At 47.4% G+C, this 25,603-nt stretch carries 24 protein-coding genes; 9 read left to right on the top strand and 15 right to left on the bottom strand.

The genetic code is table 11. The features are described 5' to 3' along the window. Positions 1 to 36: 36 nt before the first annotated feature. On the top strand, positions 37 to 897 hold the full coding sequence (locus tag RIF25_RS01410; RefSeq protein WP_407682295.1) for a restriction endonuclease: 861 nt from the start codon (positions 37 to 39) through the stop codon (positions 895 to 897). Between the two features lie 40 nt (positions 898 to 937). On the opposite strand, the gene RIF25_RS01405 is transcribed toward RIF25_RS01410, so the two are convergent. Beyond that, positions 938 to 1,579 (bottom strand): MORN repeat-containing protein, encoded by a 642-nt coding sequence (locus tag RIF25_RS01405; RefSeq protein ID WP_322876784.1) that lies wholly within the window; start codon positions 1,577 to 1,579, stop codon positions 938 to 940. A 238-nt stretch (positions 1,580 to 1,817) separates the two neighbouring features. Here RIF25_RS01405 and RIF25_RS01400 point away from each other — a divergent pair, with 238 nt between their 5' ends. Beyond that, positions 1,818 to 2,207, top strand: a complete 390-nt coding sequence (locus RIF25_RS01400) for a hypothetical protein (protein ID WP_322876783.1) — start codon at positions 1,818 to 1,820, stop codon at positions 2,205 to 2,207. A gap of 3 nt (positions 2,208 to 2,210) precedes the next feature. On the opposite strand, the gene RIF25_RS01395 is transcribed toward RIF25_RS01400, so the two are convergent. Both RIF25_RS01395 and RIF25_RS01390 read right to left on the bottom strand, forming a co-directional pair. Continuing rightward, the gene (locus tag RIF25_RS01395) at positions 2,211 to 3,677 is read right to left on the bottom strand and encodes a circularly permuted type 2 ATP-grasp protein (protein ID WP_407682294.1); all 1,467 of its coding nucleotides are present in this window, start codon (positions 3,675 to 3,677) and stop codon (positions 2,211 to 2,213) included. Between the two features lie 36 nt (positions 3,678 to 3,713). Beyond that, on the bottom strand, positions 3,714 to 4,403 hold the full coding sequence (locus tag RIF25_RS01390) for a DUF3747 domain-containing protein (RefSeq protein ID WP_322876781.1): 690 nt from the start codon (positions 4,401 to 4,403) through the stop codon (positions 3,714 to 3,716). Positions 4,404 to 4,710: 307 nt separating this feature from the next. Here RIF25_RS01390 and RIF25_RS01385 point away from each other — a divergent pair, with 307 nt between their 5' ends. Further along, positions 4,711 to 4,992 (top strand): hypothetical protein, encoded by a 282-nt coding sequence (locus RIF25_RS01385; RefSeq protein WP_322876780.1) that lies wholly within the window; start codon positions 4,711 to 4,713, stop codon positions 4,990 to 4,992. Positions 4,993 to 5,211: 219 nt separating this feature from the next. On the opposite strand, the gene RIF25_RS01380 is transcribed toward RIF25_RS01385, so the two are convergent. From RIF25_RS01380 to pdxH, 3 genes are all read right to left on the bottom strand, one after another. Continuing rightward, positions 5,212 to 5,733: a gamma carbonic anhydrase family protein gene (locus RIF25_RS01380; protein WP_322876779.1), complete on the bottom strand. Its 522-nt coding sequence runs from the start codon at positions 5,731 to 5,733 to the stop codon at positions 5,212 to 5,214. Between the two features lie 83 nt (positions 5,734 to 5,816). Further along, entirely contained in the window at positions 5,817 to 8,168 is a 2,352-nt protein-coding gene (locus tag RIF25_RS01375; RefSeq protein WP_322876778.1) for an IMS domain-containing protein, read from the bottom strand. A 359-nt stretch (positions 8,169 to 8,527) separates the two neighbouring features. Then, a complete protein-coding gene (pdxH, locus tag RIF25_RS01370) occupies positions 8,528 to 9,175 on the bottom strand; it encodes a pyridoxamine 5'-phosphate oxidase (protein ID WP_322876777.1) in 648 nt (215 codons plus the stop codon). 271 nt (positions 9,176 to 9,446) lie between these two features. On the opposite strand from pdxH, the gene RIF25_RS01365 reads away from it, so the two are divergent. Together RIF25_RS01365 and RIF25_RS01360 are read left to right on the top strand one after the other, a co-directional pair. Beyond that, positions 9,447 to 10,529: a potassium channel family protein gene (locus RIF25_RS01365; protein WP_322876776.1), complete on the top strand. Its 1,083-nt coding sequence runs from the start codon at positions 9,447 to 9,449 to the stop codon at positions 10,527 to 10,529. A gap of 2 nt (positions 10,530 to 10,531) precedes the next feature. After that, entirely contained in the window at positions 10,532 to 11,302 is a 771-nt protein-coding gene (locus tag RIF25_RS01360) for a potassium channel family protein (RefSeq protein ID WP_322876775.1), read from the top strand. 22 nt (positions 11,303 to 11,324) lie between these two features. Here the strand turns inward: RIF25_RS01360 and RIF25_RS01355 are convergent, their stop codons facing one another. Both RIF25_RS01355 and RIF25_RS01350 read right to left on the bottom strand, forming a co-directional pair. Next, a complete protein-coding gene (locus RIF25_RS01355; protein ID WP_322876774.1) occupies positions 11,325 to 11,573 on the bottom strand; it encodes a hypothetical protein in 249 nt (82 codons plus the stop codon). A gap of 58 nt (positions 11,574 to 11,631) precedes the next feature. After that, complete coding sequence (locus RIF25_RS01350; protein ID WP_322876773.1) at positions 11,632 to 11,964, bottom strand: Mo-dependent nitrogenase C-terminal domain-containing protein; 333 nt, start codon at positions 11,962 to 11,964, stop codon at positions 11,632 to 11,634. 268 nt (positions 11,965 to 12,232) lie between these two features. On the opposite strand from RIF25_RS01350, the gene RIF25_RS01345 reads away from it, so the two are divergent. From RIF25_RS01345 to RIF25_RS01335, 3 genes are all read left to right on the top strand, one after another. Beyond that, a complete protein-coding gene (locus RIF25_RS01345) occupies positions 12,233 to 13,120 on the top strand; it encodes a DUF2092 domain-containing protein (protein ID WP_322876772.1) in 888 nt (295 codons plus the stop codon). A gap of 12 nt (positions 13,121 to 13,132) precedes the next feature. Beyond that, entirely contained in the window at positions 13,133 to 14,884 is a 1,752-nt protein-coding gene (locus tag RIF25_RS01340; RefSeq protein WP_322876771.1) for an RDD family protein, read from the top strand. 114 nt (positions 14,885 to 14,998) lie between these two features. Beyond that, positions 14,999 to 16,720 (top strand): ABC transporter substrate-binding protein, encoded by a 1,722-nt coding sequence (locus RIF25_RS01335; protein WP_322876770.1) that lies wholly within the window; start codon positions 14,999 to 15,001, stop codon positions 16,718 to 16,720. Positions 16,721 to 16,764: 44 nt separating this feature from the next. Here RIF25_RS01335 and RIF25_RS01330 read toward each other — a convergent pair whose 3' ends face one another. Next, complete coding sequence (locus RIF25_RS01330) at positions 16,765 to 17,262, bottom strand: HNH endonuclease (RefSeq protein ID WP_015125798.1); 498 nt, start codon at positions 17,260 to 17,262, stop codon at positions 16,765 to 16,767. Between the two features lie 174 nt (positions 17,263 to 17,436). On the opposite strand from RIF25_RS01330, the gene alr reads away from it, so the two are divergent. After that, positions 17,437 to 18,588, top strand: coding sequence for an alanine racemase (gene alr / locus RIF25_RS01325; RefSeq protein ID WP_322876769.1), 1,152 nt, complete (start codon positions 17,437 to 17,439; stop codon positions 18,586 to 18,588). A 46-nt stretch (positions 18,589 to 18,634) separates the two neighbouring features. On the opposite strand, the gene RIF25_RS01320 is transcribed toward alr, so the two are convergent. The 6 genes from RIF25_RS01320 to RIF25_RS01295 form a co-directional block, all read right to left on the bottom strand. Continuing rightward, complete coding sequence (locus RIF25_RS01320) at positions 18,635 to 18,844, bottom strand: hypothetical protein (RefSeq protein ID WP_322876768.1); 210 nt, start codon at positions 18,842 to 18,844, stop codon at positions 18,635 to 18,637. 4 nt (positions 18,845 to 18,848) lie between these two features. After that, entirely contained in the window at positions 18,849 to 19,493 is a 645-nt protein-coding gene (gene msrA / locus RIF25_RS01315) for a peptide-methionine (S)-S-oxide reductase MsrA (RefSeq protein WP_322876767.1), read from the bottom strand. Positions 19,494 to 19,658: 165 nt separating this feature from the next. After that, positions 19,659 to 21,050 carry a hypothetical protein gene (locus RIF25_RS01310; protein WP_322876766.1) on the bottom strand — a complete coding sequence of 464 codons (1,392 nt, stop codon included), beginning with the start codon at positions 21,048 to 21,050 and terminating at the stop codon, positions 19,659 to 19,661. Positions 21,051 to 21,116: 66 nt separating this feature from the next. Continuing rightward, positions 21,117 to 23,636 (bottom strand): glycosyltransferase, encoded by a 2,520-nt coding sequence (locus RIF25_RS01305; protein WP_322876765.1) that lies wholly within the window; start codon positions 23,634 to 23,636, stop codon positions 21,117 to 21,119. 389 nt (positions 23,637 to 24,025) lie between these two features. Then, a complete protein-coding gene (locus RIF25_RS01300) occupies positions 24,026 to 24,925 on the bottom strand; it encodes a class I SAM-dependent methyltransferase (RefSeq protein WP_322876764.1) in 900 nt (299 codons plus the stop codon). Next, positions 24,925 to 25,587, bottom strand: coding sequence for a TylF/MycF/NovP-related O-methyltransferase (locus RIF25_RS01295; protein WP_322876763.1), 663 nt, complete (start codon positions 25,585 to 25,587; stop codon positions 24,925 to 24,927). Before RIF25_RS01295 ends, RIF25_RS01300 begins: the two co-directional genes overlap by 1 nt. Between the last annotated feature and the right edge of the window lie 16 nt (positions 25,588 to 25,603).

Raw genomic sequence — 25,603 nt, 5'->3', positions numbered from 1 at the left:
GACAAAGGCGTATTTAGGTAAATGGAATCATTAGTTATGAAGCGATTCACCTCCTTATTACCTACATTTGACTCAATGCTTATCCCTACAATTCAAGCTCTTCAAATTTTGGGGGGATCGGGTACAACTGAGGAGATTTACGACCAAGTAGCACAAATCCTTAACTTGCCCGATAAAGTGCTTGAAATCCCACATGGCAATAGCTCACAAAGCGAAGTTGAGTATCGTCTTGCCTGGAGTCGTACCTATTTGAAAAAATACGGAATCTTGGAAAATTCAGCACGCGGCGTATGGTCGTTAGGATCAACCGCTATCAATCATGATGAACTAGATCCTAAAGAAATTGTCAAGACTGTTCGAGAGGCAGGTAAGAGCAAGGTTATTCTTCCAGTCCCCATGACCAAAGCATCTGAATCACTTGAGACTCTTAACGAACTAGCCTGGCATCAGCAATTACATGAAATACTTTTAGAGATGGAGCCATCTGCATTTGAACGGTTAGTGCAACGTCTTCTGCGTGAGTCTGGTTTTATCCAAGTTCAAGTAAGCGGAAAATCCGGAGACGGTGGTATTGATGGAGTTGGTATTGCCCGTATTAATGGTTTTTTAAGTTTTCATATCCTTTTCCAATGCAAACGTTATCAAGGTTCAGTTACATCCGGTCAAATTCGAGATTTTCGAGGAGCTATGCAAGGACATACTGATAAGGGACTATTTATTACCACTGGAACATTTACTAGAGATGCAATTAAGGAAGCACTACGAGATGGAGCACCACCCATTGATTTGATAGACGGGGAACAGTTAGTCCAACGCATCAAAGAGTTAGGGCTTGGTGTCAAAATCACAATATTTGAGTCGGTGGAAGTTGATACAGATTGGTTTGAAAGAATTTAAAGTAGTAGCTTCTAATTGATTACTGTTCTTTCGATTTAAATTATTTTGGCAATCGTTGACCATTGCGCCAAGTTGCAATCACCCGTGAACCATCGGGCAAGGATAAGACCCCAGGCCCCTCGAACTTGCCATTACTAAAGTCCCCGCTATAGCTCACACCACCCGGATAGCTAATCACCCCTTTGCCATTAAATTCACCGGCGGCAAAGTTACCCTCATAGCGGGTGCCATCGGGGAGGGTTAAAATTCCGGGGCCACCGTAAACCCCTTTGCTAAACATCCCCTCATAGCGTGTCCCATCGGCTTTTGTGAGCACCCCACTACCATTAAAGACCCCATCGGCAAACTCTCCTTCATAGCGAGTGCCATCGGCCTGGGTTAAGATGCCGTTGCCTTGATACTTCCCATCCTTGAAATTGCCTTCGTAACGGGTTCCATTGGACATACTCAAGACACCCTGGCCATTGAAACGCCCATTAAAGACCTCTCCTTTGTAGGTTGTGCCATCCGGTAAGGTCAAGGTCGCTTCTCCAGATACCCGCTGATCAATGCCTGGCAATGTGGTTTGACTCCAGGCCTGGGGAGCCACAACTGTCCAGAGGCCCAATCCTAGCCCTAGCCCCAATAGAGAGGCGGATAACTTCAGGCGGAAAGGGGAAGACAATAGCACCGAGGTAGGCATAGGACAATCACCAGCTTGATCTTGGGTCAACAGCAGTAAAATTCACAACCAAATACCCTACGCCAAAACCCCAAGACCCATGCAAAACTGTGACAGTTGCCCATCCGGCCGCCGGACAATTTGGAGACTGTACTGAGGGCAGAGGCCTGGAAGCAACTCTCCGGGCAGCTAGTGAAGGAAAGTCCCTAGGCTATGTGTAAAATAAGGGCAATCTGAGAGTTTTGACAAAGTTTTCCCTATGCCTGCTTATCCTTTACCCTACTTGGGTTATTTAACTGCCTTGGGCCTGAGTTTAGGCATGACAGCCCCAGGCCTGGCCCAACCCGGATTTTCTGAAAGCAGTTTAACCCCCATGGTGACACAACTGAGTGATTCCCTCGCTAACAGAATATCCACTAGCTCCTGTCAAGACTTAGCCACCCTGATTCAGCAAATTGGCAATACGCCCCAAACTCCCCCCGACCCTAGTTCGCTACTCGGGCAAGTGATGATTGCTGTTAAAAACAGTCCTAATCTCCAAGGGATTTTAGTCAGTAAACTGGGTACGCCCTTAATTAACCGACTTCTAGAGTGCAATATGATTTCGGTGGATTTGCTGAATCAGGCCATGAGTCCAGCGGCCCGCTAAACACTATTCACAGAGAACCCAGGTATCTTTGCTCCCACCCCCTTGGGAGGAGTTGACCACTAAGGAGCCTTTCCGCATGGCCACCCGTGTTAGCCCCCCTGGATGCACATAAATCTCTTCTCCATAGAGGATATAGGGACGTAAATCCACATGGCAGCCAGTTAGTTCTCCCTCAATCATGGTCGGCACTCGGGATAAGGCGAGGGTAGGTTGGGCAATGTAATTTCGGGGGTTAGCCCTAATCCGGGCCGCAAATTCCTCCCGTTGGGCCTGGGTGGATTGGGTACCAATGAGCATTCCATAACCACCAGATTCATTTGCCGCTTTGACAACTAATTGATCTAAATGCGCCAAAACATACTTGAGGTCTTGGGGTTGCCAACAGAGGTAGGTGGGGACATTATCCAGGAGAATTTCTTCATCCAGATAGTACTTAATCATTTGCGGGACGTAGGCATAGATCACCTTGTCATCGGCCACCCCAGTTCCCAAGGCATTGGCCAAGGCTACCCGTCCCCGCCGATAGACCTCCGTAATCCCCTTAATTCCGAGCATAGAATCGGCCCGAAATGCAGCGGGGTCAATAAAGTCATCATCAATCCGCCGATAGATCACATCTACCCGTTTGAGTCCCTTCGTTGTCCGCATTTGGACATATCCATCCGCCACGACCAAGTCTCTCCCTTCCACGAGGGTGACTCCCATTTGTTGGGCCAAGAAAGAGTGTTCAAAATAGGCGGAGTTATATATACCTGGGGTTAACACCACCACCGTTGGATCTGGGAGGTTGGCTGGGGCCAAGTTGAGGAGAGTTTCTAATAAATGGCCGGGATATTCATCCACGGGTTGGATCGCCATTTGCTTAAAGACGAGGGGAAAGGTGCTTTTCATCACCCGCCGGTTCTCAAGGACGTAAGAAATTCCCGAAGGACACCGGAGATTATCCTCAAGGACGTACCATTTCCCTTCCCGATCCCGCACTAGGTCGGTTCCCGTCACATGACACCAAATGCCTTGGGGGGGCAGGAGTCCCATGCAGGGAGACAAAAATCCCTTCGCAGATTCAATCAACTCCCGCGGAATGATCCCGTCTTTGATAATCTTCTGTTCGCTATAAATATCGGTTAAAAAGCAATTTAGGGTGTAGATGCGTTGCTTGAGACCCTGCTCTAAGTTAGCCCAATCCGTGGCAGAAACAACGCGGGGAATAATATCAAAGGGCATGGCCCGCTCAACCCCTTGATCATCCCCATAGACGTTGAACGTGGCACCAAGATTGAGCATGGCTGTTTGGGCGGTTTGTTGGCGGCGAGTCATTTCTCCAGGGGGTAAAGATTCTACCCGTTCAATCAGGGGCTGAACTAAAGGGCGGGCCTGGCCGGGGGCAATGAACCACTCGTCGTAAAATTGTCCGGGATCATAATCTTGGAACCGCACTACCATGTCTGTACCTTTGCCACTTGTTCCCATCATATTCCGTCAGTTGGCTGGGCCAGGAAGGCAAGGTTAGTTGGTAATGGGTTGTGGGGCCTGGGGTTTTGGGACAGTAGGGGTGTTTGGGCTGGTGGGGGCATCTGTTTGGGAAACCACAGGGGTTGCGGGGGGGGCTGGGTTGGCTTGGATGGCTGCCGGAGTAAAGGCCGCTTGCATGGAGTCCGAGGTGAAATAGACATGGCCAAGGGTGCGCTCTTCAAAGGTACGGCGAGTGATCCGCCAATTGGGTTCTAAATTAATTTTCAGGAAGGCTCCCGGAACCAGGCCATTGGTACGGCCGATCACCATTTTGGCTTCTGCTCCACCCCGATTCCTGACTCCCACCAGATACAGTTCATTCTCCTGCTGCTCTACACTCAACCGATATTCCATCCCTAAATCTTGTTGTTCAACCCGGATGGAGTAGCCATTACTATCCATGCTCCGGCCACAAATTCCGGTGAAGTCAAAGGTGGCTAGGAGGGGATCAATAACAGTGGGTTGAAGGCCATTTTCCGCCCAACAGGGCCGCTTATTACTGACCTGCTCGACGACCAAGAGTTTGTATCCGCCCCGGGCAATGGGCATAGCGATCACAGCATATTTGGTCTGATCCACATCCTTTTGCCCAAACTGACTTCCCCAGGCCGGGCCTGAGCCAAAACCCAACCCTAAGCAGGTGAGTGTGAGTAATCCTAGGCTGTGCAACCGGTGTTTAAGCATCGCTGAGTCTCCTCAAATCACAAAAATTTATTTCTTACTGTTAAGCCCACTGTCAGCTTCGCTACTTCCGAGGCAAAAGCACTTTTAGGAGCCAGGATTGTGAACTGATGCTCTATTTTACGCAAAGACTGACCGCAGATATGTCGATTTGGGCCGGGCAATGGTTCCCTGTGATCAACGTCATCCCCCCGCTGTTGACCGGATCACCACTGGGAAATTGGCGGTTTGTCATCCTAAATTCAGGCTCGAAAATCGATCTTCAATCTCTCTATTGAATGTAGGCATTTCGCTTGAGGAATTATTCCCCGTGTTAAGCTTAACTCCCAACTTTTCCCAATCCCACTTGGTTAGATGCATTCTCGCCACCCGCCTAGTCACCCCTGCCCAGGAGTATCAGTTGAACCAGGCCCTGTGGAATAGTGAACTCACCCCCGCGGATCGACAAATTTTAGCAAAACTTCTCCAAGGCCTGGTGAATGGGCAAATTATTGTTCTGCGGGAACTGGGACATCGGCAAACCTTGGCAGAAACAAGCTTTTTGACAACTCCTAGAGATCCCAGTCATGAACCGGCCATTGCCCTGACCTGATCGCCACTGGTCAATTTGGGAGCCTGCTGTTACAAAGACGCTAAAGGACGAGAGATCTTTAGTAATTTAGACCGACTGTATAATTCAACCCTAATCAATGTCGAACTATAGCGTTACGTAGGCTGTTCTGAGGGAGTAGAAATTTTAAAATACTGCCCATCAAGCATTTTCTGACTTGTCCCCGTCTTAGCTTCAATCAGTCACATCATCGGTTCGGATCTAAAACCCCAAATCTGTGCCTTGGTTATTGTGAACTTGGGCTAGTTTTTCGTACTTTTGGGCATGGGTAATTAACTCGGCCTGGTCGGTTTCAGAAACGGCTCGGACTACTTTTCCGGGAACCCCAACCACTAGGGAACCGGCTGGAACATTCTGAGTCACCACTGCCCCAGCGCCAATAATGCTGCCAGCACCGATCCTGACACCATTCAGGACAATGGCCCCAATCCCAATCAAGCAGCCCCGCTCAATGTAAGCACCATGAATAACAGCCTGATGCCCAATGGTCACATAATCTTCTAATATTGTGGGCTGGCCCGGATCACCGTGGAGTACGGCCCCATCTTGGACATTAGTATGGGCACCAATTTTAATCCTTTCCACATCAGCCCGCAGAACAGCCCCGTACCAGATACTACTGCCTGTATCCAATTCAAGCTGGCCAATGACGGTCGCAGTGTCGGCAACAAAGGCAGCCTGGGACAGATCCGGTTGGGGCCAAAATGTTGGATAGTGGGGCATGGCCAATCTCTAGGAATTGCGGAGTCTCCTTTTTCAGCCTAACGTTTGGTCTGACTTTCTGGGTGGGGCCTGGGGGGAAAGAGTTAGGAAACCACTTTCATTTCGCGAATCAACCAGGTATTACCTTGGCGAATGAAGACATACCGCACCTGATAGTCATCTTCATAGGACTGGTTGGTTTGCAGTTGGTTGCCTTGATAGAGTTTGGCTGCCTCGCGAATCCGGGCCATCACCTCAAAGCGATCATTCCCTAAGGGACGCAGGCTATCAATTTCAATCGAACTGAGTTCAAATTGCCAATGGGACTGTTCAAATTGACTGGTTTGGGCCGTACTTTTCCAACGTGAGAGGGCCGGTTCAGCTAGGATGTCCCCTAAGTAAGCGATGTTATATTCTTGACCAAGGGCACTGGCCTTCGCTTTTTGCCAATCCACGATCCGGGCCTGGGCCATTTCCGTAGTCAGAATTTCATTATTTGGGCTAGGAATTGGAGAATTGATCGGGGCTGGCCTGGCGGTTGGAGCAGTAGGAGATGCGGTTACTTCACTCGTAGGAGAGTTAAGGGGGACTGGATTTGGGCTGGGACTAATACCCGCGGAAGAACTCAGGGGAGTTGAGGGTGTTTCACGGGTCAAAATGGGCGGGCTACTCCTGTCTAACCATAGGCCCCGGACAGCAAACCCAATCCCAACAACACCCAGTCCCAGCAGCAGACAAACTGAGGCGAAGCGGCCAGGCTGGGCAATTCGTAAGCCATGACGGAGACGGCGAGGATTGGCCTGGGGGCGGTGGGGGAGAATTTGAACAGCGTTGTGATTGGGGGTGGGGCAATCTTCCGGCCCTAGCGGCGGCGCATCCGGGGGACTGGCAAGGTCAGGCTGGCTGAGATGATGGGCAGGGCGGGGAGATGTCAGACTGCTAGGAAGGTTAGCTATGGGTTCATAGGGGAGAGTCGGGGCACTGAGGGAGGGGAAGGAGGAGGTTGGCGTTGAAAGTGGTGAGGGACTTGGTGTTGCTTCAGAGTCTGTCGAGAATGTGGGTAAGCTCGGCCAAGCATAATCGGGCTTGAGAGGAGGAGAGGTCACAGTTGGGGTTGCGAGGGGATCAACTGTTGGAGATGGTGCAGGTAAGGATGGAGCACTGAAGGTGGAATCGGTGCTAGGGGGGCTAAGGGCTGTAGTAACCGTTGCTGGCTGTGGACGGGTGGCAGTTTCTGCAGCTAAGGCATCCGCATAGGCTTGAATTTGGTCATCTGCGAAATAGGCCTCCAGGCCCACAGGTTGCCCAACTAAATCCCGAAAGGCTGGATAAACCTCCTCAGTTAACCATTGATCCGTGTAGTGATATAGGCCTGGGAGAAGATCGGGAGAACTAAGGGAATAGTCCTTGATAAAGCTAAGGGCATCAACATCTTGGGTCAAACTGAGGGTTTGCAGGGCTTCATGGGTTTGCCCCAGTAACAAGGCCGCACTGGCAATTTCTAAATAAACATCTTGATGGGGCAGGAGCCGCTTCAGCATGGACTTGGCCCGGCGAATTAAGGCAGGTTGATGTTGGCTCACCCCACGGGCAATCAGGGCATAACTGGCTAAATAGGTGCCTACGGCAGAGGGACGGCGGGCTTCTGCCTCAAATAATTCCTGTTGTTCAGCGGTGCTTAAATAGGCCCGTAACTGCTGAATGAATTTGAGGAAGTCATCAATACCCAGGCCGGAGTGATCATTGCGATTGCCATCAATACCCTCCCGCTCCAACAACATATCCTTGAGAAGCATTAACCCCCGCTGCCGTTCATTACTCTCTAGGTCTGGGTGGGCAACCAGTTCTAAGACTCGGTAGGGACGCAACCGATAAAGCTCGGTTTTCAGTTGGGTTTGCACATCTGTAAATTGGTTTTCCGAAACTAGAATATTCAGCCCACCCTGAAGATAGTAGGCGGCTGGCTCATAATGTCCCTGTTGCCATTGTTCTCGGCCCAGTTCTAGGTAAGCCAGAGCCACCGTTAGCAAAATATCTGACTCTGCTAGGGCTGATCCCATATAGGGTCGGCGTAAGTCAAATCTGCCCCCCCCCACATGGGGTTCTCCCAGTTCCACAACCTGACTATAGGCTCCTAGTTCATAGAGCAGCAGTAAGGCACCCGCAAATTGACTATCTTCGATCTGAATCCCTGGAGGTGGTTCTTCGGGCTGAGGCTGGGACTTCAGGCTTTGGGCATAGCTGATCACTGCTTGATCGTAATGGCTCCGACTAATGGGATTACGAAGAGTTTGATAAGCCTGGGTAATGATTTCTTCTCTGGTACTCAGGGTCGTTGTGGAAAAGTGATGATGGGGCTGTTGCTGTTGCCGATCGTGATGGGCCTGTTCTAGTTGATCCGGTGTGGCCTGGATCGGAAGTCCGAGAATTTGATAGCAGTCAAGAGATATGTACATAGCCACGGCTAGATCTGCCCTGATCCTAAATTGAGCAATAGTACCAAAATCTCAATTCTCAATAATGATGCGTAGTATAGATTAACATTTCTTTTGGATTATGGCCCCTCAATCCTATCAGATAGATGGATGGAACTTGGGTTGGCTACCGCAATAATTGAGCCTGTATCTCCATACTCGGCCCAGTCGTTATTTACACCAGGTCAATCCGCCTCATCAAAATCTGAGAAACTCCGCCAGCCAGATGTTTTTAACCCGCCCCTAGCCAATCCTTAATGGGTAATCCCATGAGCTCTATGCTTTGAATAGAAATCAATACATTAAGTTTGGCCTTTTCTGATCTGCTAGTTTGCTATTGTTCAAGGACAGAGTCTGAGGATATTCCAAGTGGTCGTTCCTGCCCGCCGTTGATAGCACAGCCGGTCGTGGAGCCGGTTTGGCCGTCCTTGCCAAAACTCGATTAAGGTTGGGCTGAGGCAATAACCACCCCAATGATCGGGTCGGGGAATTGGCGGTTCGGGATACTGAGCTTGAATCTGTTGCAGGGCGGCTTCAAGGGTAGCATAACTTTGAATCGGTGCACTTTGCTCAGAAGCCCAGGCCCCCCACTGACTCCCAAGCGGGCGACTTTGGAAATAGTGATCGGATTCTTGAGGCGCAATTTGGCTCACAACTCCCTCAATGCGGACTTGGCGTTCTAATTCTGCCCACCAAAAAACCAAGGCGGCGTGAGGATTCCCAGCCAGTTCTTGGCCTTTGCGACTGAGATAATTCGTGAAAAATACAAAGCCTTGCTGATCGACATGCTTGAGCAAAACCATCCGGGCAGCGGGGGTATTTCCGGCGGTGACGGTTGCTAAGGTCATGGCATTGGGTTCGGGTAACTCAGCTTGAACCGCCTCCTCAAACCAGGCCTGGAATTGGTGAATTGGATCCGCGAGTGCTTCAGATTCGAGTAATCGTCGCAATCGGTAGTCCTGCCGTAAATCTGCAATCTTGATCGCCATAGGAAACGCCACAACCTAACCGACTCTACATCCCCCTAATTATGACTTTTTAGTTGAAGTGTTTTCCAGGTAGCAAATTGGGGAGCAGGGATGGCATAGACTCAGTTCACTAACCCTCGAGTTGCAATCAGCAAAATATAGATTAAGACCAATCAATGCCCAAAGTTCTCTGCTCCTAAGGACTATTGAGACCCTTTTGGCGACCATGAACCCTAGTGCTATAGTCCTAAGCAAGACTTGATTCAGTCTCATTCATTGCCCCCCGTCTTCTATGCCCAGGCCTGGTAAAAAATACTTTCAACTGAGTTCTCTCCAACGGATCATGATTGGGGTCAGTTTTTTCTTTCTGACGATGGTCGTGGCTATTCTCGGCTATCTCAGCTTTGGTTGGACACTCCTTGATGCAGTTTATATGTATGTAATCACCATTTTTGGGGTGGGTTATGGAGAAGTAAGGCCGCTCACCGCAGACTATCAACGGGTGTTTAACATCTTTGTGATTGTAGCCGGGACATCTTCAGCGGTTTATACCATTGGTGGCGTTGTGCAGATGTTTACAGAGGGAGAAATTAATCGGGCCCTGGATATTCACCGGACCTCTCGGGAAATCAGTAACCTACAACAGCATGTCATTATCTGTGGGTTTGGGCGGTTAGGGCAGGTCATAGCCAAGCAACTCAAGGAACTTCAACAGCCCTTTGTGATTCTGGATACGGATGTCGAGCGGATTAACTTAGCAGATGGTTTGGGCTATCTCGCCAGCTTAGGCAGTGCGGCCGAGGAAGACTCCCTCAAAATTGTCGGTATTGAACGGGCCAAAGCCCTGGCAACAGTTTTGCCCAACGATACGATGAATGTGTTTATTACCCTGACAGCCCGCAATATTAACCAGGCCATTCAAATCATTGCTCGGGCCGAATATCCGAGTACTGAAGCCAAGCTACGCCTAGCCGGAGCCGATCATGTCCTCCTGCCCACTGCCATTGGTGCGGCCCAGATGGCCAACCTAATTTTGCGGCCCAAGGGCTTAAACTTTGTCGAACAAACCCATGACCGGGGGGGTATTAACGAACTCCTTAGACAAATTGATATTCAACTGGAAGAATTATTGATTACCTCAGACTGTCCCCATACTGGGCGGGCCATTAATGATCTGGAAGTCCGGGGGGTGGGGAGTTTTATTATTGTGGCAGTGCGCCGACCCGATGGACGACTCTTGACCAAACTCAGTCATAATCCGGTTTTAATTTTGGGCGATACGCTGATTGTGCTCGGCCATAACGGTGATACCCCCCAATATGTGCGGGAAGTTTCCATCAAGAGCAAACTCCACTATCGAGGTGTGCATAGTTAGCAATGGAGACCTTGCCTGCCGACCTTGCAGAACTGAACAATCATGTGATCCTCTGTGGCTTTGGCTATCTTGGCCGCAGTTTAGCCGAGCAGTTGGCCCAGGCTCAGATCCCCTTTGTGGTGATTGATGCCAGTGTCGAAAACTTAGAAATTGCCGCAGAAATGGGGTTTCTCACCTATGTGGGCGATGATGTGATGGATGAAACTGAACTATTGGCAGTGGGAGTCAATCGGGCCACTACCTTAGCGACGGTTTTACCCAATGATGCCAGTAATGTCTTTATTACCCTCACAGCCCGTGGCTTAAGTCCCCAGTTGCAAATTTTAGCCCGGGGAGACTTACCAGAAACTGAGGCCAAACTCCGGCTAGCTGGTGCAGATCATGTGATTTTACCGGCCACTATTAGTGCCCACCGGATGGTCCAACTGATTACCCGCCCAACAATTTTAAACTTTTTAGAAGCACGGGCCGAACGCAGTCACTTGATTGAATTATTGACTCAATTAGAAGTGGAAATTGAAGAATTTACCTTACCACCTGATTCCCCCCTAGTTGGCCTCGCCTTAGAAGATTTGGAAGCTAAGGCCAAGGGAATGATGTTAGTGATTGCCCTCCGCCATCGCAATGATGAGATGCAAACCCACCTCAAACCTGATGATCGCTTGGGGCCAGAAGATACGTTAATTACAGTTGGCCGGAAGGAAGAAATTCGACTGTTCCTCCAACAAAATGCCTATCGCTATCAAATGCGCTACCGGGGACGAAAAATTTGATGAAATGTCAAAGGGCAGTCAATCAACCCGGCCAATGGGAGTAATCAAAATCCTGGGACTTAATTGGCTGATTCCCCAGGGATGGTGACTGGGCTTGATTCATTGGGGCATGGATGGTCAGGAGGGCGGACAGGAAGCCCAAGCCAATGCCTGTGATTAAGCTCCAAGCATGGGAGGCATCTAAAACACAAACCAATCGCCGCTGACCACTGTAAATCTGGATAGACCAACCTAAATCAAGATTTGCCGGTTGCTGATTGACTTTGTGCATAGGAAGCGTGCCTGGAAAGAAGGGAGAAGGGCAATTCCAAAACCGTTCTGGGTTGAGCTTAACAGTAGCGATGAATATCTTGATCACACACATCTGCAAGATAGCATAGGGCCCGAAACCTTAAGCTAATGACTTCTTCATAGAAAGGATTGAGTTTACACAGGGGAGGAATATGAATCCAGAGTCGTCCAAACAGATGAATATCCCGTGCAAATGGACATTGGGCCGGAATCAATTGGCACAATAAATGGGCCTGGCCGGGATGCTGAATCGTGATGGTATTCAACCATTGGCGAATAGGTTGTAACGGATTGAGAGCCGTTAGGGATGTCTGGACTGATTGGCCAGTCCGAATCAATAGGAAATAGATCAGGGTGAAGATTGTTGGCATAGGAAAGCCTCGCATCATTCAGGGGGATATATTCAGGTTAACGATAAGCTTAGGCAATTCAAAGAGATCAAAGATATAAATAATGTTTATGTGATATAAGTCCGACTTAACTCTTTTGTTTGGGGAGCTTTGTAGTTCAGTTCCATTGAATCGTTTTAGGAACAGTGGAGAAAAATTAAGCATTTTAAACGGCCAGGCCTGGTGAGTCCCATATTCAGGGGATTGTGTCATGATTGTCGTGATCGTAGAAATCTCTGCTATGCCTGCTATGAATCGCCCGATTGGGTTTGCCTTTGCCCTTTGTCTGGGTTGCTGGGGAGTCTCCTTAGCTCCATCTTTGGCCCAAACCCAGGCCGCCCCACCCCCCAGTACCAGTCAAGTTTCTCCCGCAGGGATTCTCCGGGCTGCCGCTGACTATTTGAAAACCAAGCCGGCCTTTACCTTTACGAATCAAATCACCTACGACAATGTGCTTTCGGGGGGGGATAAGGTCACCTATCACGCCACCCAGACGGTCTCTGTCCAACGCAATAACCAACTCCGGGCTAGCTATGATGGGGATTTCCAAAAGACAGAGGTGTTCTATAACGGGACAACCTTTACCTGGCTGGATGTGGATCAGAATATGTATTACCAGGCCCCGGCTCCCAATAATTTGGATGATCTCGTCGCCAGTTTAACAACCCGCAGCAGTAGCCCGATTCCGATGATAGCCTTTGTCACTTCCGATGCCTTTGCGGCCTACGATCCCCAAACTTTTACCAGTCGCTATTTAGGTCTGAGTACGGTGAATGGGGAACCTTGCCACAACATCTTTGTTACCGGGCCGGAGTCCAACTGGCAAATTTGGGTTAGCACCAGTGATCAACCCCTTGTCCAAAAGGTGGTCATTACCTACAAAACCCTCCCCGGCGCGCCCCAATACACGGCTGAATTTACCCGTTGGGAATTTCCCCCCAGTCAGCCCGCCCAGTTGTTTCAATTTACCCCTCCTGCTAATGCTGTAGCGATTCAAGATCAATCAGCGATTCTGAGAACTCCCTTACCCCAAGGCCTCAGCTTGCCCGATGGCTTAAGCCCACCGCCGATTGCTCCTGACATAGGCGGAACCAATCTAAATCTGCCCGGTGGACTGACACCGCCGAAACTGCCCTAATGGGTTTGGGTCATGATGCGTCCTCAATCTCGTCCAGCCCGCTCCCTTGCCAGTGGGACTATCATCACCATTGCCTTGCAAATCTATCGCCAGGCCGGGAATCGCTATTTTCTCATTAGTTTGATTGCCCATGCCTGGTTTTTCTTGATTGGCCTGGGCCTGGTGGTGGGTGGATTGATTTTCGGGGTTGTGGGAGCCGTATTTATTGCCGGTAATCAGGGAAATTTCGGGATAGTTCTTGGCCTTTTGATTCTGCTGTTGGGATTGGGGTTGCCCCTCTTTGGCTTTGGCCTAGCTCGCTTTACCGCCAGTGGAGGTCTTTTATCCCGGCTCATTTTTAATGCCCTTCAAGACTCCACCGAAGATGAAGCAGAGGTGCGGCGGTTCATTTATCCCCGGCTCTGGTCTTACCTCTGGACGGTCTTGGGGACGGGCTTGATTCTCTTGTTCATCTACCTGGCCTGGGCAGCCTTTGGTTATTTGCTCTATTTAGGCTTTTGGCCACTGATCAACAGTTTAGATTGGGGCAATATGAGCGAGGCCTGGCGGACGGCCTTAATCCTGATCATTCTTTTATTATTGTTGGGAGTTATTCTAGCCGCCATGGTGACGGTCTCCTATGTGGCGGCTCGGTTGTCCTTGGTGGATGCCGTTTTAGCCATTGAACCGGAACTGACCGCAATGGAGGCCATTCAGCGCAGTTGGCGATTAACCCAGGGCCAGGCCTGGCATACCCTGACGGTGTTTTTTATTGCCTCCATTTTGGTCATCCCTGCCAACTTGGCCGCCAGTCTTATCAATGCGGTGATGGTGATCCCCGTTGCGGGCTTTTTTGCGGCGGTGCTATTACTGCCCGTTTGGCAAGGGATTAAGGCGGTCATGTACTACGACTTGCGCGTCCGAAATGAAGGCCTGAGTTTTCGCCTCCAGGCCACAATCCCCTCCCCAATGCGCTTTATGCGGCGAGTGATTTTACAAACCCCCGAAAGTATTGAGTTGGATTTTGCCCTGGCAGGAATTGGCAGTCGGGCCCTGGCCTGGGTGGTGGATCAGGTTATTCTCTATGTGGGGTTATTAATCTTAGCCATTATTGTCGGCTATCTCTATTTCTATGGGATTTATCCGTTTTTACTGGAGCAATTTCCCAACGGTGATCAATCCTATAACCTCTGGGCATTGGGGATTTACTTGCTGATTAATTACTTTATCTACAACGGCTATTACATTTATTTTGAATCGGCCTGGCAGGGACAAACCCCCGGAAAACGGTTAGCTGAGATTCGAGTTGTGCAGGATAATGGCAAACCCATTGGAGTCCGGGAAGCGGCTCTGCGGAGTTTTTTGCAAGCCATTGATATTCCTTTCTTCGGAATTGGCGTGTTTTTAGTCGCTCTTACCCCGTCGGAAAAGCGCTTAGGCGATATGGTCGCAGGTACTCTTGTGATTCAAGATGAACAGGCCACCCGGAATGCTCCCACTGGACAAACAATTTCACTCGTTGCAAGGGAATTGGCCCCGCTGATCCAGAATTTACCAGGCCTGGGGGGACTCCAACCGGATCACTATCTGCTCGTTCGTAACTTTTTGCTGAACCGCCAACAGCTGAAGCCAGCCGGCCGCTTTGAAACGAGTCAACGCTTACACCATAGTCTCCAAGAACTTCTTTTTGTTCAGGAAGATATACCTTCTGAACTGGCCCAGGCTAGTGCTGAAGAGTTTATTGAGGCGGTTTATCTGGCTTACCGACAGCAGCAACACAGCTAGGGTCGGGACTTGACCTTCATCGTTAACTTGGCTTGATTGACCACCCTCCAGACTCATTCGAGTCTCACATCTCTGGGGAATATAATAGGCTTGTCTTGATTCGTGGTTATCCCCATGCGTTTGTGGGCTGTGATTCTGAGTTTTTGCGTAGGTCTGGGATTGACAGGATGTAACCTCGATGGACTCAGGAACCCAACGGCGCAAGTTCCCCAACTGATTGCGAGTATCACGGTTGACCCTAAGACCTTTAACTATGCCCTCAATGAGGAATCTCCTAATGTCTTTGGGTTTATCTATGAAGGGCTGATTAGCGAAAATGGTCTAACTGGGGAACTGGAACCCGCTCTCGCAGAGTCTTGGGAGATTACTCCGGATAATTTGAGCATTATTTACACCCTCCGGCCAAACTTGAAATGGTCTGATGGCCACCCCTTAACCACCGCGGATGTCGTTTTTACCTATAACGAAATTTACCTGAATCCGAAAATTCCCAGCAGTACGATAGATATTCTGCGAGTTGGTCAACAAAAGCAATTACCCACAATCCAGGCCTTGGATGCCCGCCGCGTTCAGTTTAGCTTGCCGGAACCCTTTGCCCCCTTCTTTCGGACTTCTGGCCTGCCAATTCTACCGGAACACAGTTTAGCCGAGGGAATCAGAACCTTAGATCGGGATGGGAATCCAAAATTCTTGACGATGTGGGGGACGCAAACGAATCCAACGCTGATCATTGCCAATGGCCCCTTCACGATTGAGAGCTACACCACCAATCAACGGATTATTTTTCGGCGCAATCCCCACTATTGGAAACGCCCAGAACCCTATTTAGAACGATTTGTCTGGCAGATTGTGGACTCTACGGATACAGCTTTGATTCAATTTCGGTCACGGGGCCTGGATGTCTTAGATGTGGCACCGATGAATTTTTCGCTTCTGAAACGAGAAGAGGAGAGCGGGAATTTTCGGATTTACAACGGCGGGCCAGCATCTGGAGTGACCTTCTTATCTTTCAATCAAAATAAAGGCAGTCGCAATGGGCAACCCCTTGTGGATCCAATTAAATCAGCCTGGTTTAACTCGATTCCCTTTCGCCAGGCCGTAGCCTATGCCATTGACCGTCAAACGATGATCAATAACCTCTACCGTGGCCTGGGGGCAACGCAAAATTCTCCCCTCTCGGTTCAAAGTCCCTACTATCTCTCTCCAGAGGCGGGCCTAAAGGTCTATGATTTCGACCCAGACCAATCTAGAAAACTTTTGGCAGAAGCGGGTTTTAGTTGGAATCAGGAAAACCAATTACTCGACCCCAAGGGGCACCGCGTCCAGTTTACGCTGCTTTCAACCACGGGCAGTCCGGTACGTGAGGCGATCAGTGCTCAAATTAAACAAAATCTGGCTGCGATTGGTATCCAGGCCGACCTCACTTTTATCAGCTTTAGTACCTTGGTTGAAAAACTAGCCAACAGTTACGATTGGGAAGCTTACATTGGCGCGTTTACAGGGGGCGTTGAACCCAATAATGGTTTTAATATCTGGTCTCCCAATGGGCGGCTCCATGTTTTCAATCAAGCAGATGCGGCTTTAAGGGGGCGAGAAGTCCAGGCCTGGGAGCAACGGATTGGGGATTTATACATTCAAGGGGCGCAGGAACTCAATGAAGACCGCCGTAAAGAAATTTACTTTGAAACCCAACAAATTACCCAGGCCAATGTCCCGTTTATCTATCTCGTTAATCCCCTCACCCTGGCTGCTTTTCGGAATAGGATTCAGGGGGCTGAACCCACTGGCCTGGGAGGGACACTTTGGAATATTGCTGAATTAAAAGCGGTCAACTAAGAAGGGCCTTTGGGCTGACAATCAGAGGGTTATCCCAGCCCCAGCTACATCCCAATCACATATTTACGCCACTCTTGATGGGTGCCACTCCGTAAATGCTTAGTCACTTCAAAATAAAGGCTACTAAAGGGGCGGCGTGGAGTTTGATTCAGGGGCATATTGGCTTCCCGAGGAGTTCGGCTACCTTTGCGCACATTACAGCGAACACAGGCCGTGACAATATTTTCCCAGGTGTCTCCCCCCCCCCGAGAGCGGGGAATAATGTGATCCAAGGTCAACTCATCGCCACTGTAGCCACAATATTGGCAGGCATGTCCATCGCGGTGAAGAATATTACGCCGCGTTAGGGGAATTTCCTTGTAGGGCATCGTGACGTAATGACGCAGCCGAATGACGGTCGGGAGGGGAAAATCATTGTAGATTAACTTGCCATTATGCTCTACCTGTTCTGCTTTGCCCTTGATCAAAAGCACAATCGCCCGCTGCCAGCTCGTAATATTGAGCGGCTCATAGGATGCATTTAGAACCAGAACTTTCCCCATATGGCTGTAGAGCAGGGATTCCCACAAATGCTAACATAGCAAGCCAGGAAAACTAGTAATTAGGCTGCATGGGGCAACCTAGTGTACCGTAATCCTAGCAATGTCTAATCTAACTCAAGAATGATGTTGAGTCTGGCATTGGCTTGCAAGAGGTGTGGGTGAGGATGTTGGGAGATGTTGAGCCAAGAACGATTATCTGTTGCCCAAGAATGCCAACGGGCCTGGGTTGAGGTTGATTTAGCCGCCCTGGCCGCCAATGCCCGCCAAATTAAGCGGTTACTCCAAGCTCCAACGGAGTTAATGGCAGTTGTCAAAGCCGATGCCTATGGCCATGGGGCAAGCCTCGTGACCCCGACCCTGTTAGACAATGGGGTGGATTGGCTAGGGGTTGCAACTGTTCCAGAGGGGATTGAGTTACGCAAGCAGGGGATTCAAGCTCCCATTTTGGTTCTTGGTGCTGTTAACACTCCTTCCCTGGTGCGAGCTATGGCCCAATGGGAGTTACAGCCTACCCTCTCTTCCCCCAAACAAGCCCTAATTTTTTCACGCCATTTGGATGATGCCCCCCATCCCTTACCTGTGCATTTAATGGTGGATACGGGGATGGCTCGTTTGGGGTGTCCCTGGGAGCAAGGCCTGGAGTTTATGCAATTTGTCCGGGGCTTACCGAATCTCCAAATTGCCAGTCTTTACTCCCACTTTGCTGGGGCCGATGCCCTAGACCCGGCGTTAACACAAGTCCAGCATCACCAATTTCAAACCGTGATTCACCAGGCCCAGGCCAATGGGATTCCTATTCCCCGTCTCCACTTGGCTAATTCAGCAGCAACCTTACGGGATCAGGCCTTGCATTACGACCTAGTTCGGGTTGGCCTGGCCTTGTATGGACTTTATCCAGCCCCCCATCTGGCCCATCAAATTAAACTCCGCCCCGTCTTACAAGTCCGCGCCCGCATTACCTTAATTAAATCTCTGGCTACTGGCGCGGGAGTTAGTTACGGTCATCAATTTATTGCCCCCCATCCGATGCGAATTGCTGTGGTGGCCATTGGTTATGCCGATGGTGTCCCGCGCCGATTATCCAATCAAATGACGGTGATTGTCCGTGGACAACGGGTGCAGCAGGTGGGGGCGATTACGATGGATCAGTTAATGATTGATATTTCCCATTTGCCGGATGTTCAAGAGGGAGAAATTGTCACGCTCCTAGGAGAAGATGGGGATCAAGAAATCAGTGTAGATAGCTGGGCTGATACCCTGGGGACAATTTCCTGGGAAATTCTTTGCGGGTTTAAACATCGCCTTCCCCGTATTCCGGTTGATTAACTAAGAAGCAATGGCCGAAAGAAGCTCAATAAGTACTGTTTAGCAATTAGCCACCAAAGCCATTCAGGATTTTGCTCAGGGTATCAAGAAAACGATTACCCCAAAACTGGTACATCATCATTATTGACAACAGGAAAATGGTTGCAACGATCAAATGTGAGGCATTCAGTTGACTCAAATCACTGAAGGAGATAGGGATGGAGACGATGAAAATGCCAATGGCCATTCCGATCAGCGTCCGTTGAGCTAAATCCACAGCGTTAGGCTTCCTCATAACATACCCCGGTTCCGCCCAAGCCGCAGTAGCCGTTGGGATTTTTAGCTAGGTATTGCTGATGATAAGCTTCGGCAAAATAAAATGGTGGGGCATCTAAGATCTCAGTGGTGATTTTACCTTTACGGGCGGTATCTAAGGCAAGTTGGTATTGTTGCAAGGACTGTTCTGCCCCTTGGCGTTGGGCTTCGTTAAAGACATAAATTCCAGAGCGATATTGTGTGCCGACATCATTGCCTTGCCGCATACCTTGGGTCGGGTTATGACTTTCCCAAAAGACTTTTAAGAGAGTTTGGTAGGAGACTTGGCCTGGATCATAGACAACCTGGACTACTTCATTATGGCCAGTCATCCCTGTGCAAACTTCTTGATAGGTGGGATTAGGGGTGACTCCAGCTGCATAGCCGACCGCTGTGACATAAACTCCGGGAATTTGCCAGAATTTGCGCTCTGCGCCCCAAAAGCAGCCCAGGCCAAACAGAGCAATTTCCATCTCTGGGGGATACGGGGGAGCCAGGGGATTGCCATTAACGTAATGAGTTGCGGGAATCGGGATGGGCTGACTTCGGCCGGGAAAGGCATCCTCTAGGGTGGGGAGGGTTAATTTTTTACCAAGACCAAACAATGCCATAACCACCTCTAGCTGATTGAAAAGTTTTGAGATTTTCGGGGGACTGCATAGCTTAAACAGCTTAATTTATTGTAACAGTTGCGCCCAGGCCTGGGGTATTAAAGCATCCACGGACAAGAAAGTCATCCTAGACCAATCAATGTTCTCCTGATCCCGGTGGCGCAATCACCCGCGTTTAATTTGGCCTTTGAGCTTAAACCAAGCTTCTCGCAACTGCCAAAATTTACTAGTTTTCATGGCTAGAATTTCCCTTTCAGCAATATCTCGGAAAATTTCAACATGCTTGATCGTGGCCTGGGCATTGACAAGTTGCCGATGCATTTCATCTCTTTCCAACCGTAAATTTGCAACTTGGTCGAGTAGCCCTTGATAAATGTCCGATTCAAAGGCCTGCTTGGCGTAGAAAAAGAGCGTTGGCATCAGAGCTTCAATATCGGGATGATCACTCAAGTTTTCAAAGGTTGTATCCCATGGCTGGCGTAATTCTAAGGATTTCCAAAGCCATTCGGAGAAGCCTTCAACCCTAAAACAGGAACTGATGTTGGCAGCATTTTGTCGCATTATTCTTTGGATATGTGGTTGGCAAATATAGTGAACTGCCTCTGTAAACGTACTGTATTGATACTCACAGACAACACCGACATTAAACCGAGTTACAAACCGAGCTGCCGCACTGCGCTTACTACCTAAAACAATGATCGGTGTATGGGATGTTGCAATGATAAATGGAATTCGGCTAGGCAAGCTAAATTGAGAAATCTCAGGTCGGTCATCCTGCCTGTTAAGGGTGCCCGAAGGAATGATTGCATAGGGGTATTGGCGCATATTCTGGACTAGATCCTGTTCCGTTGGCAGAAATCCAAACAATTGAATTTTAGAATCATCTAAGTTGTTGTTTTCAGATGCATATGCAAAGGCTTCCAAACTGGCTTGACCATACCAATGAATTTGTTGCTTTGAGGATTCTAAAGTTGAGTATAGAAGTTGAAACGCCTTTTGACTCCAAATATTCCCAATCAAAATACCAATCCTATTTTGAGCTTGACTTGTATTTAATATCTCCAACGAGCCGCCAAACAGTTTTGATTCAACAAGGGGAGGGACAAAAGTAAAGGGAACCTGATATTTGGTACTATACATATCCCGCATTTCCTGAGAAATAGCTAGTCTTAGCTCGGAAAGGGTTAAGAGATCATGCATTAATTTATCTGAAATACCTGCTGCTAAGATATTTTGATCATCCATAACATAGGTACAAAGGGGGGCCTGGAAGACGCGCTTCAACTCCAAAGCAGTTAGCACATCATCAGAACTATAGGGAATACATAAAATGCGTCTAACCTGAACCCCCTCAAAATAAGTCAGTAAATTATTTTGATTATGTTTATAGCAAAAGTGTACGTGACCAAAGTCTTGCTCGCCGTTGTAGCCATCACTAGAGCGAATGGAGATAATCTGAGAGTCATCCTGGAAAATTCTCTTTAAGAAAATTCCAGTCCCATGTCTATGATTGACTTCAGAACCAGTAATGATTACATCTGCTACGTTTAAGGTCATAGGTGAATTCCATCAGTAAATTTACGAAAAATATAAAATCTATGCCGTAGTCGTTTTCCTGATTTCTCAATTGATCTTAAAAATCTCCTTAAGCTTAAACCAAGCAATCCTAATTTTCCAAAATTTACTGGTTTCCATTTCTGTTATCAGACCTCGAAGTTGATCTAGTTCTAAATTAGCGTCCTTGAAGTCAGATTGTAACTTTGTCATAGCCGATTGAGTTTCAGCTAATTGGGCCTGGCTACTATTGTGCTCTATTTGTAAATTATTAAGGGCCGTCTGTGTCTGTTCCAAATTTTCTTGAATAGATTTAAGGCTTAACTCAGTTTTCATCTCTATTTCCAGTAGTTTCCCATGGAGAGACTGGGCTGAGAATCGACTAAAAACTGATTGAAAATTATTTCCTAGGGTCTGCTCAAATAGTGGTAGATGGGGAGACAATGAACTCTGCTGATGGTCATCTTGACAAGCATTATTTTTACCGGAGTCGCAATTGAGCAGTTCTTGATATAGCTTCAGGTACTCTTGTGCTTGTAAAGATGATGTAAATTTTTCTGTAATTGTTTTTCGAGCATTCAATCCCATCGCCATAGAATTGTTGCTGTTGAGGAAAAACGCGTCAATAAAGTTTATAATCCCCTCAGCAAATGCCTTGATATTTCCACGGGGAACCAGATATCCATTAATTAGATGTTCAACCATATCAGGGATACCACCAACCTCATAGGCTAAGACGGGAGTGCCACAGGCCATTGCTTCTAAAACTGTATTTGGCAGGTTGTCCTCTAGGGAAGAAAGAAGTAATAAATCACTTGCACTATACACTTGACTTATAATAGTTTCATCTTCTTCATATTTTAAAAAAGTTATTTCCAGGCCTGGTACTTGCCAATCAGATTCACCAGCTCCTAGGCAAACTAACTTTATTTCTTGTTGGTTGTATTTAGTCCAAAATAAATGATCATCTAAACAATATTTTAGAGCCTGAATCAGGTGGGCAAAGCCCTTACGAATTTCATCTCGATTGTGAGCAACAAAAAGGAGGGTACAAGCTTCTGGAGGAATGCCTAGGATTTGTTTCGCAATCACTTTTTCCGTTGGCTTAAACACATCTGTCGAAATAGAATAGGGTATGCATTTAATAGTTTGATTTCTAAAGGCTTGACTAGCCACTGCACATTCATATAGCCATTGACTAGGGGTGACAATCGTCAGATTTTTTGAGTTTAGAAGTTCAATCCTATCTTGCAGAGTTATAGTTGGTAATTCCGACCATTCAGAACTCAGTTGAGGACAATTGCTACAGGTTTCCTCATAGCCTCGACAGCCAGCACTATAGTGGCATCCACCAGTAAACGCTGACATATCATGCAACGTCCAAATGACTGGCTTGTTGAGTTGAAGTAATTGATGGATAGATGTTAGCGACAACAAACCATAGGAAACCCAATGGAGGTTAATAATATCCGCATCTTGAATCTCTGGTAATTGACTCAGATTTAGGCCTGGGTAGGGAAGCGAAAACAATGTGTTTGAAATTGAAGTACGGTGTGTATTAATCCCGTGTGTTTGAATGGCTAGTAAGCTTTGAGTATAGCAATCTAAGTCCGAGGGCTGACTAATCTGCAAGACAGTTGGATCATCAGACAGCTTTTCCTTCACAATCATTAAAGAACGATGCCCTGAACCAAGTAGGGCCTGGTGTAAACGATAACCAGCCTTGGCTGCACCACCTTGAATGTCGAAAGTACTGAGGTGAATAATCTTCAGAGAACTTTCTTGTGCGTTAAATATAATTTGATCCCATCCATTTTGTCGTGGCTTAATAGCTTCCATAAATAAAGAGTCTGGCTTTTTTACTTCACCATTTATTTCAATATCTAGGTGATATTCCTTGAAATTTTGAAAATATGAATCATCTGCGGATTTTTGACAGACGGCCTCAAACTGAGCCTGCCTAAGTAATCGCCCCAATGAGTATTGATCATACATCCAAAGATGCGGTTCGCCTCCTAACCGAAATTGACCTACATCCAAAGGAGAGCTAGGATCGTTTAATTCAACGACAGGCTTTCCCTTTTTAATCTTGTTAATTAATTCTTTGCCTTCCCTCCCAATTCGGCTTAAAACAAATTGTTCTCCTTCAGGGTTTAAATTAGTGAGGTAGGAGATCATGTCTCCTCCAGAACAATGACGGACAGCTTGATCCAACAGCTCTAGCATGATCCAATCATATTCAGCCGCAATAATTTCTGATTCTGCCCCCTGAGCAGTAGCAACTGTATTCAGGCCAAGTTCTAAAAACTTTAAGTATTGACGAGCAATCTGTTCGAGGTCTGGAACCACAACTCGAATAACGCCACCAGGCCGGAGGACGCGGTAACATTCCTTCAGGAAATTGTCGGCCAAAGCCTTGGGAAAATGTTCTAAAACATGGGAGTGATACACTAAGTCAAAACTTGCATCCGCAAAGGGAATTCCCAGCTTAAGATCATGGGCAATAACCCCAGGCCCGGTGCTTATAAAGTCAATATTGATCCAATCCGGGTGAAAATTATAACCACATCCTAAATTCAGAAAATTCACAAGGGCACATCCACCTTAGGCAATCGAAGTGATTCTAATATAGCGTTACTCATTGAGGGTGAGAGGGGAACAAGTTAAAACATACTTTGTGACTAACCTTTTTGACATTTCTACCGTCTCAGAACAGCTTCCTTAACGCGATACAACTAATTTTTTTCTGATATTAACACTTAGAAGCATCTTAATTTCGAGTTAAAATCCAAATATTGAATTAAGGTTATTTTCCAATAAGATTACTAAATTTTCTAGATATTAGGAATTAAATAATCTTGCAGGATTAAAATTCAATATTTTCAGCATTATAGTACAGTGAACTGGCTGATACATTAATGTCCGTATTCCTTAACAACTTTGAATATCATTATGCTGGTAGTCTGAATTCAATAGACTTAGGTTTTTCGATATAGGGTATAAAAACTTTGGCCCCTTAAATACTGTCGCAAACCTGCTTGAAGCAGCCACATCCATAGGGAACGAGTTCGAGCGTTAAGCCAGATCTGACCCAGAGGTGACGATACCCTAAAGTGTTCAATATAGCTATCGAGATATCCAGATATATGATAAGAAGCTAAGGGTTCATATTTGTATTTCTCTAGACTGAGATTAAATAGTTTCCCTAAGGCTTTACAGCTATTCAGTGACCAGCGCAGCATATGGTGAGGCGGAAGATCCAAAAGATTATATTGATATTTTAGAAAGCTTTCAGCGTTAGGCAATCCTAAAATCAACGTCCCTTTTGGTCTCAGTAATGCTAGGCAATTGGTGATAAAAGAACTTGGATCTGAGATATGTTCAAGAACTTGAAAACTACAAATGCAGTCAAAGGATTCTCCTTGAAGCTGTAAATCTGTGAATGTCTTTGAGCTAATGGGAAGCCCTAGACTTTGAGCAGCCGTAATTGCTTGAGAGTTCAGTTCAATACCTTGAATGTTCAAACCCTGTTGCTGTGCGACCCGAACAAATGTTCCAAAACCACTGCCGACTTCGAGAATGGCCTCTTTACCTTGAATATCAGCCAAGGCAATCTGATATTCCCATTTATCACTCATGTAATACCAATTAAACTTCATTAGCTCTGCATAAAGCCTTGCTGATCCTTCAATATCAAAGGGATAGAAGAACTGTAGATGAGTTTCTAAGCATTCATATAAATAAATATCTTTGTAACTCTTAAACTCAAGAGAGATGTCAATTTGAAAGGTGTATTGCCAGGCCTGGATCAGTTCTTCTACCTGAAATGTTTGAAGTAATTTAACTTGATTGGAACCTGTTAAAGGACTATAAACCATTAGCCATGCCGTGTATGAGTTTTACCTTTAATCCAATAGGCCTGGGTTGTACCCACACGCTCTAACAAGGGCTTTTCATTATGTCTGAAGCAAAAATCATAAAATGCTTCCCGACAGCCCTCCCAGTAGCCAAAATCATCTAAAACAACACATCCTCCTCTGGGCATACGGGGATAAAATGTTTCTAAAACTAATGTTACGGAATCATACCAATCAGCATCGCAATGGAGGAGGGACACCTGGTCGGGAAGTGTGTCTTGAAAAGTCTCCTCAAACCAACCTGGCCGAATCAGGTATTGATCCTGGGAAATATTTAGAGTATTCATTACCGTGTTGACATCCTCAATTTGGCCAACACAAGCTCCCACCCATTCAGCCGCCTCATGCCCATCTCTTTCTGTGGTTTCTGGCATTCCTTGAAAGCTGTCAAATAGCCAAATCCGAGTATTTTCACTGAGGGATCGAGCCAAGATTGCCGCACTACCGCCTTTGTAAACGCCACATTCAACAAAATCTCCAGAAATTCCCTGGGTTTTCAATGTTTCAGCTAAGTGATAAAGAGAGCCTAATCGTTGAGAATCTGAGAGAGTATAAGGGCTGACAAGCTGCACCAAATCTTCCCAGGAGTCTTGATTCTGGTTAGGTAGAGATAGGCCGATCACTAAACTAATTCCTCAT

Origin of the sequence: Pseudocalidococcus azoricus BACA0444 (assembly GCF_031729055.1) — a bacterium.
GTDB classification, from domain to species: domain Bacteria; phylum Cyanobacteriota; class Cyanobacteriia; order Thermosynechococcales; family Thermosynechococcaceae; genus Pseudocalidococcus; species Pseudocalidococcus azoricus.
Note: the sequence above shows the minus strand (reverse complement) of the source record. Positions and strands in the feature narration are given on the sequence as shown.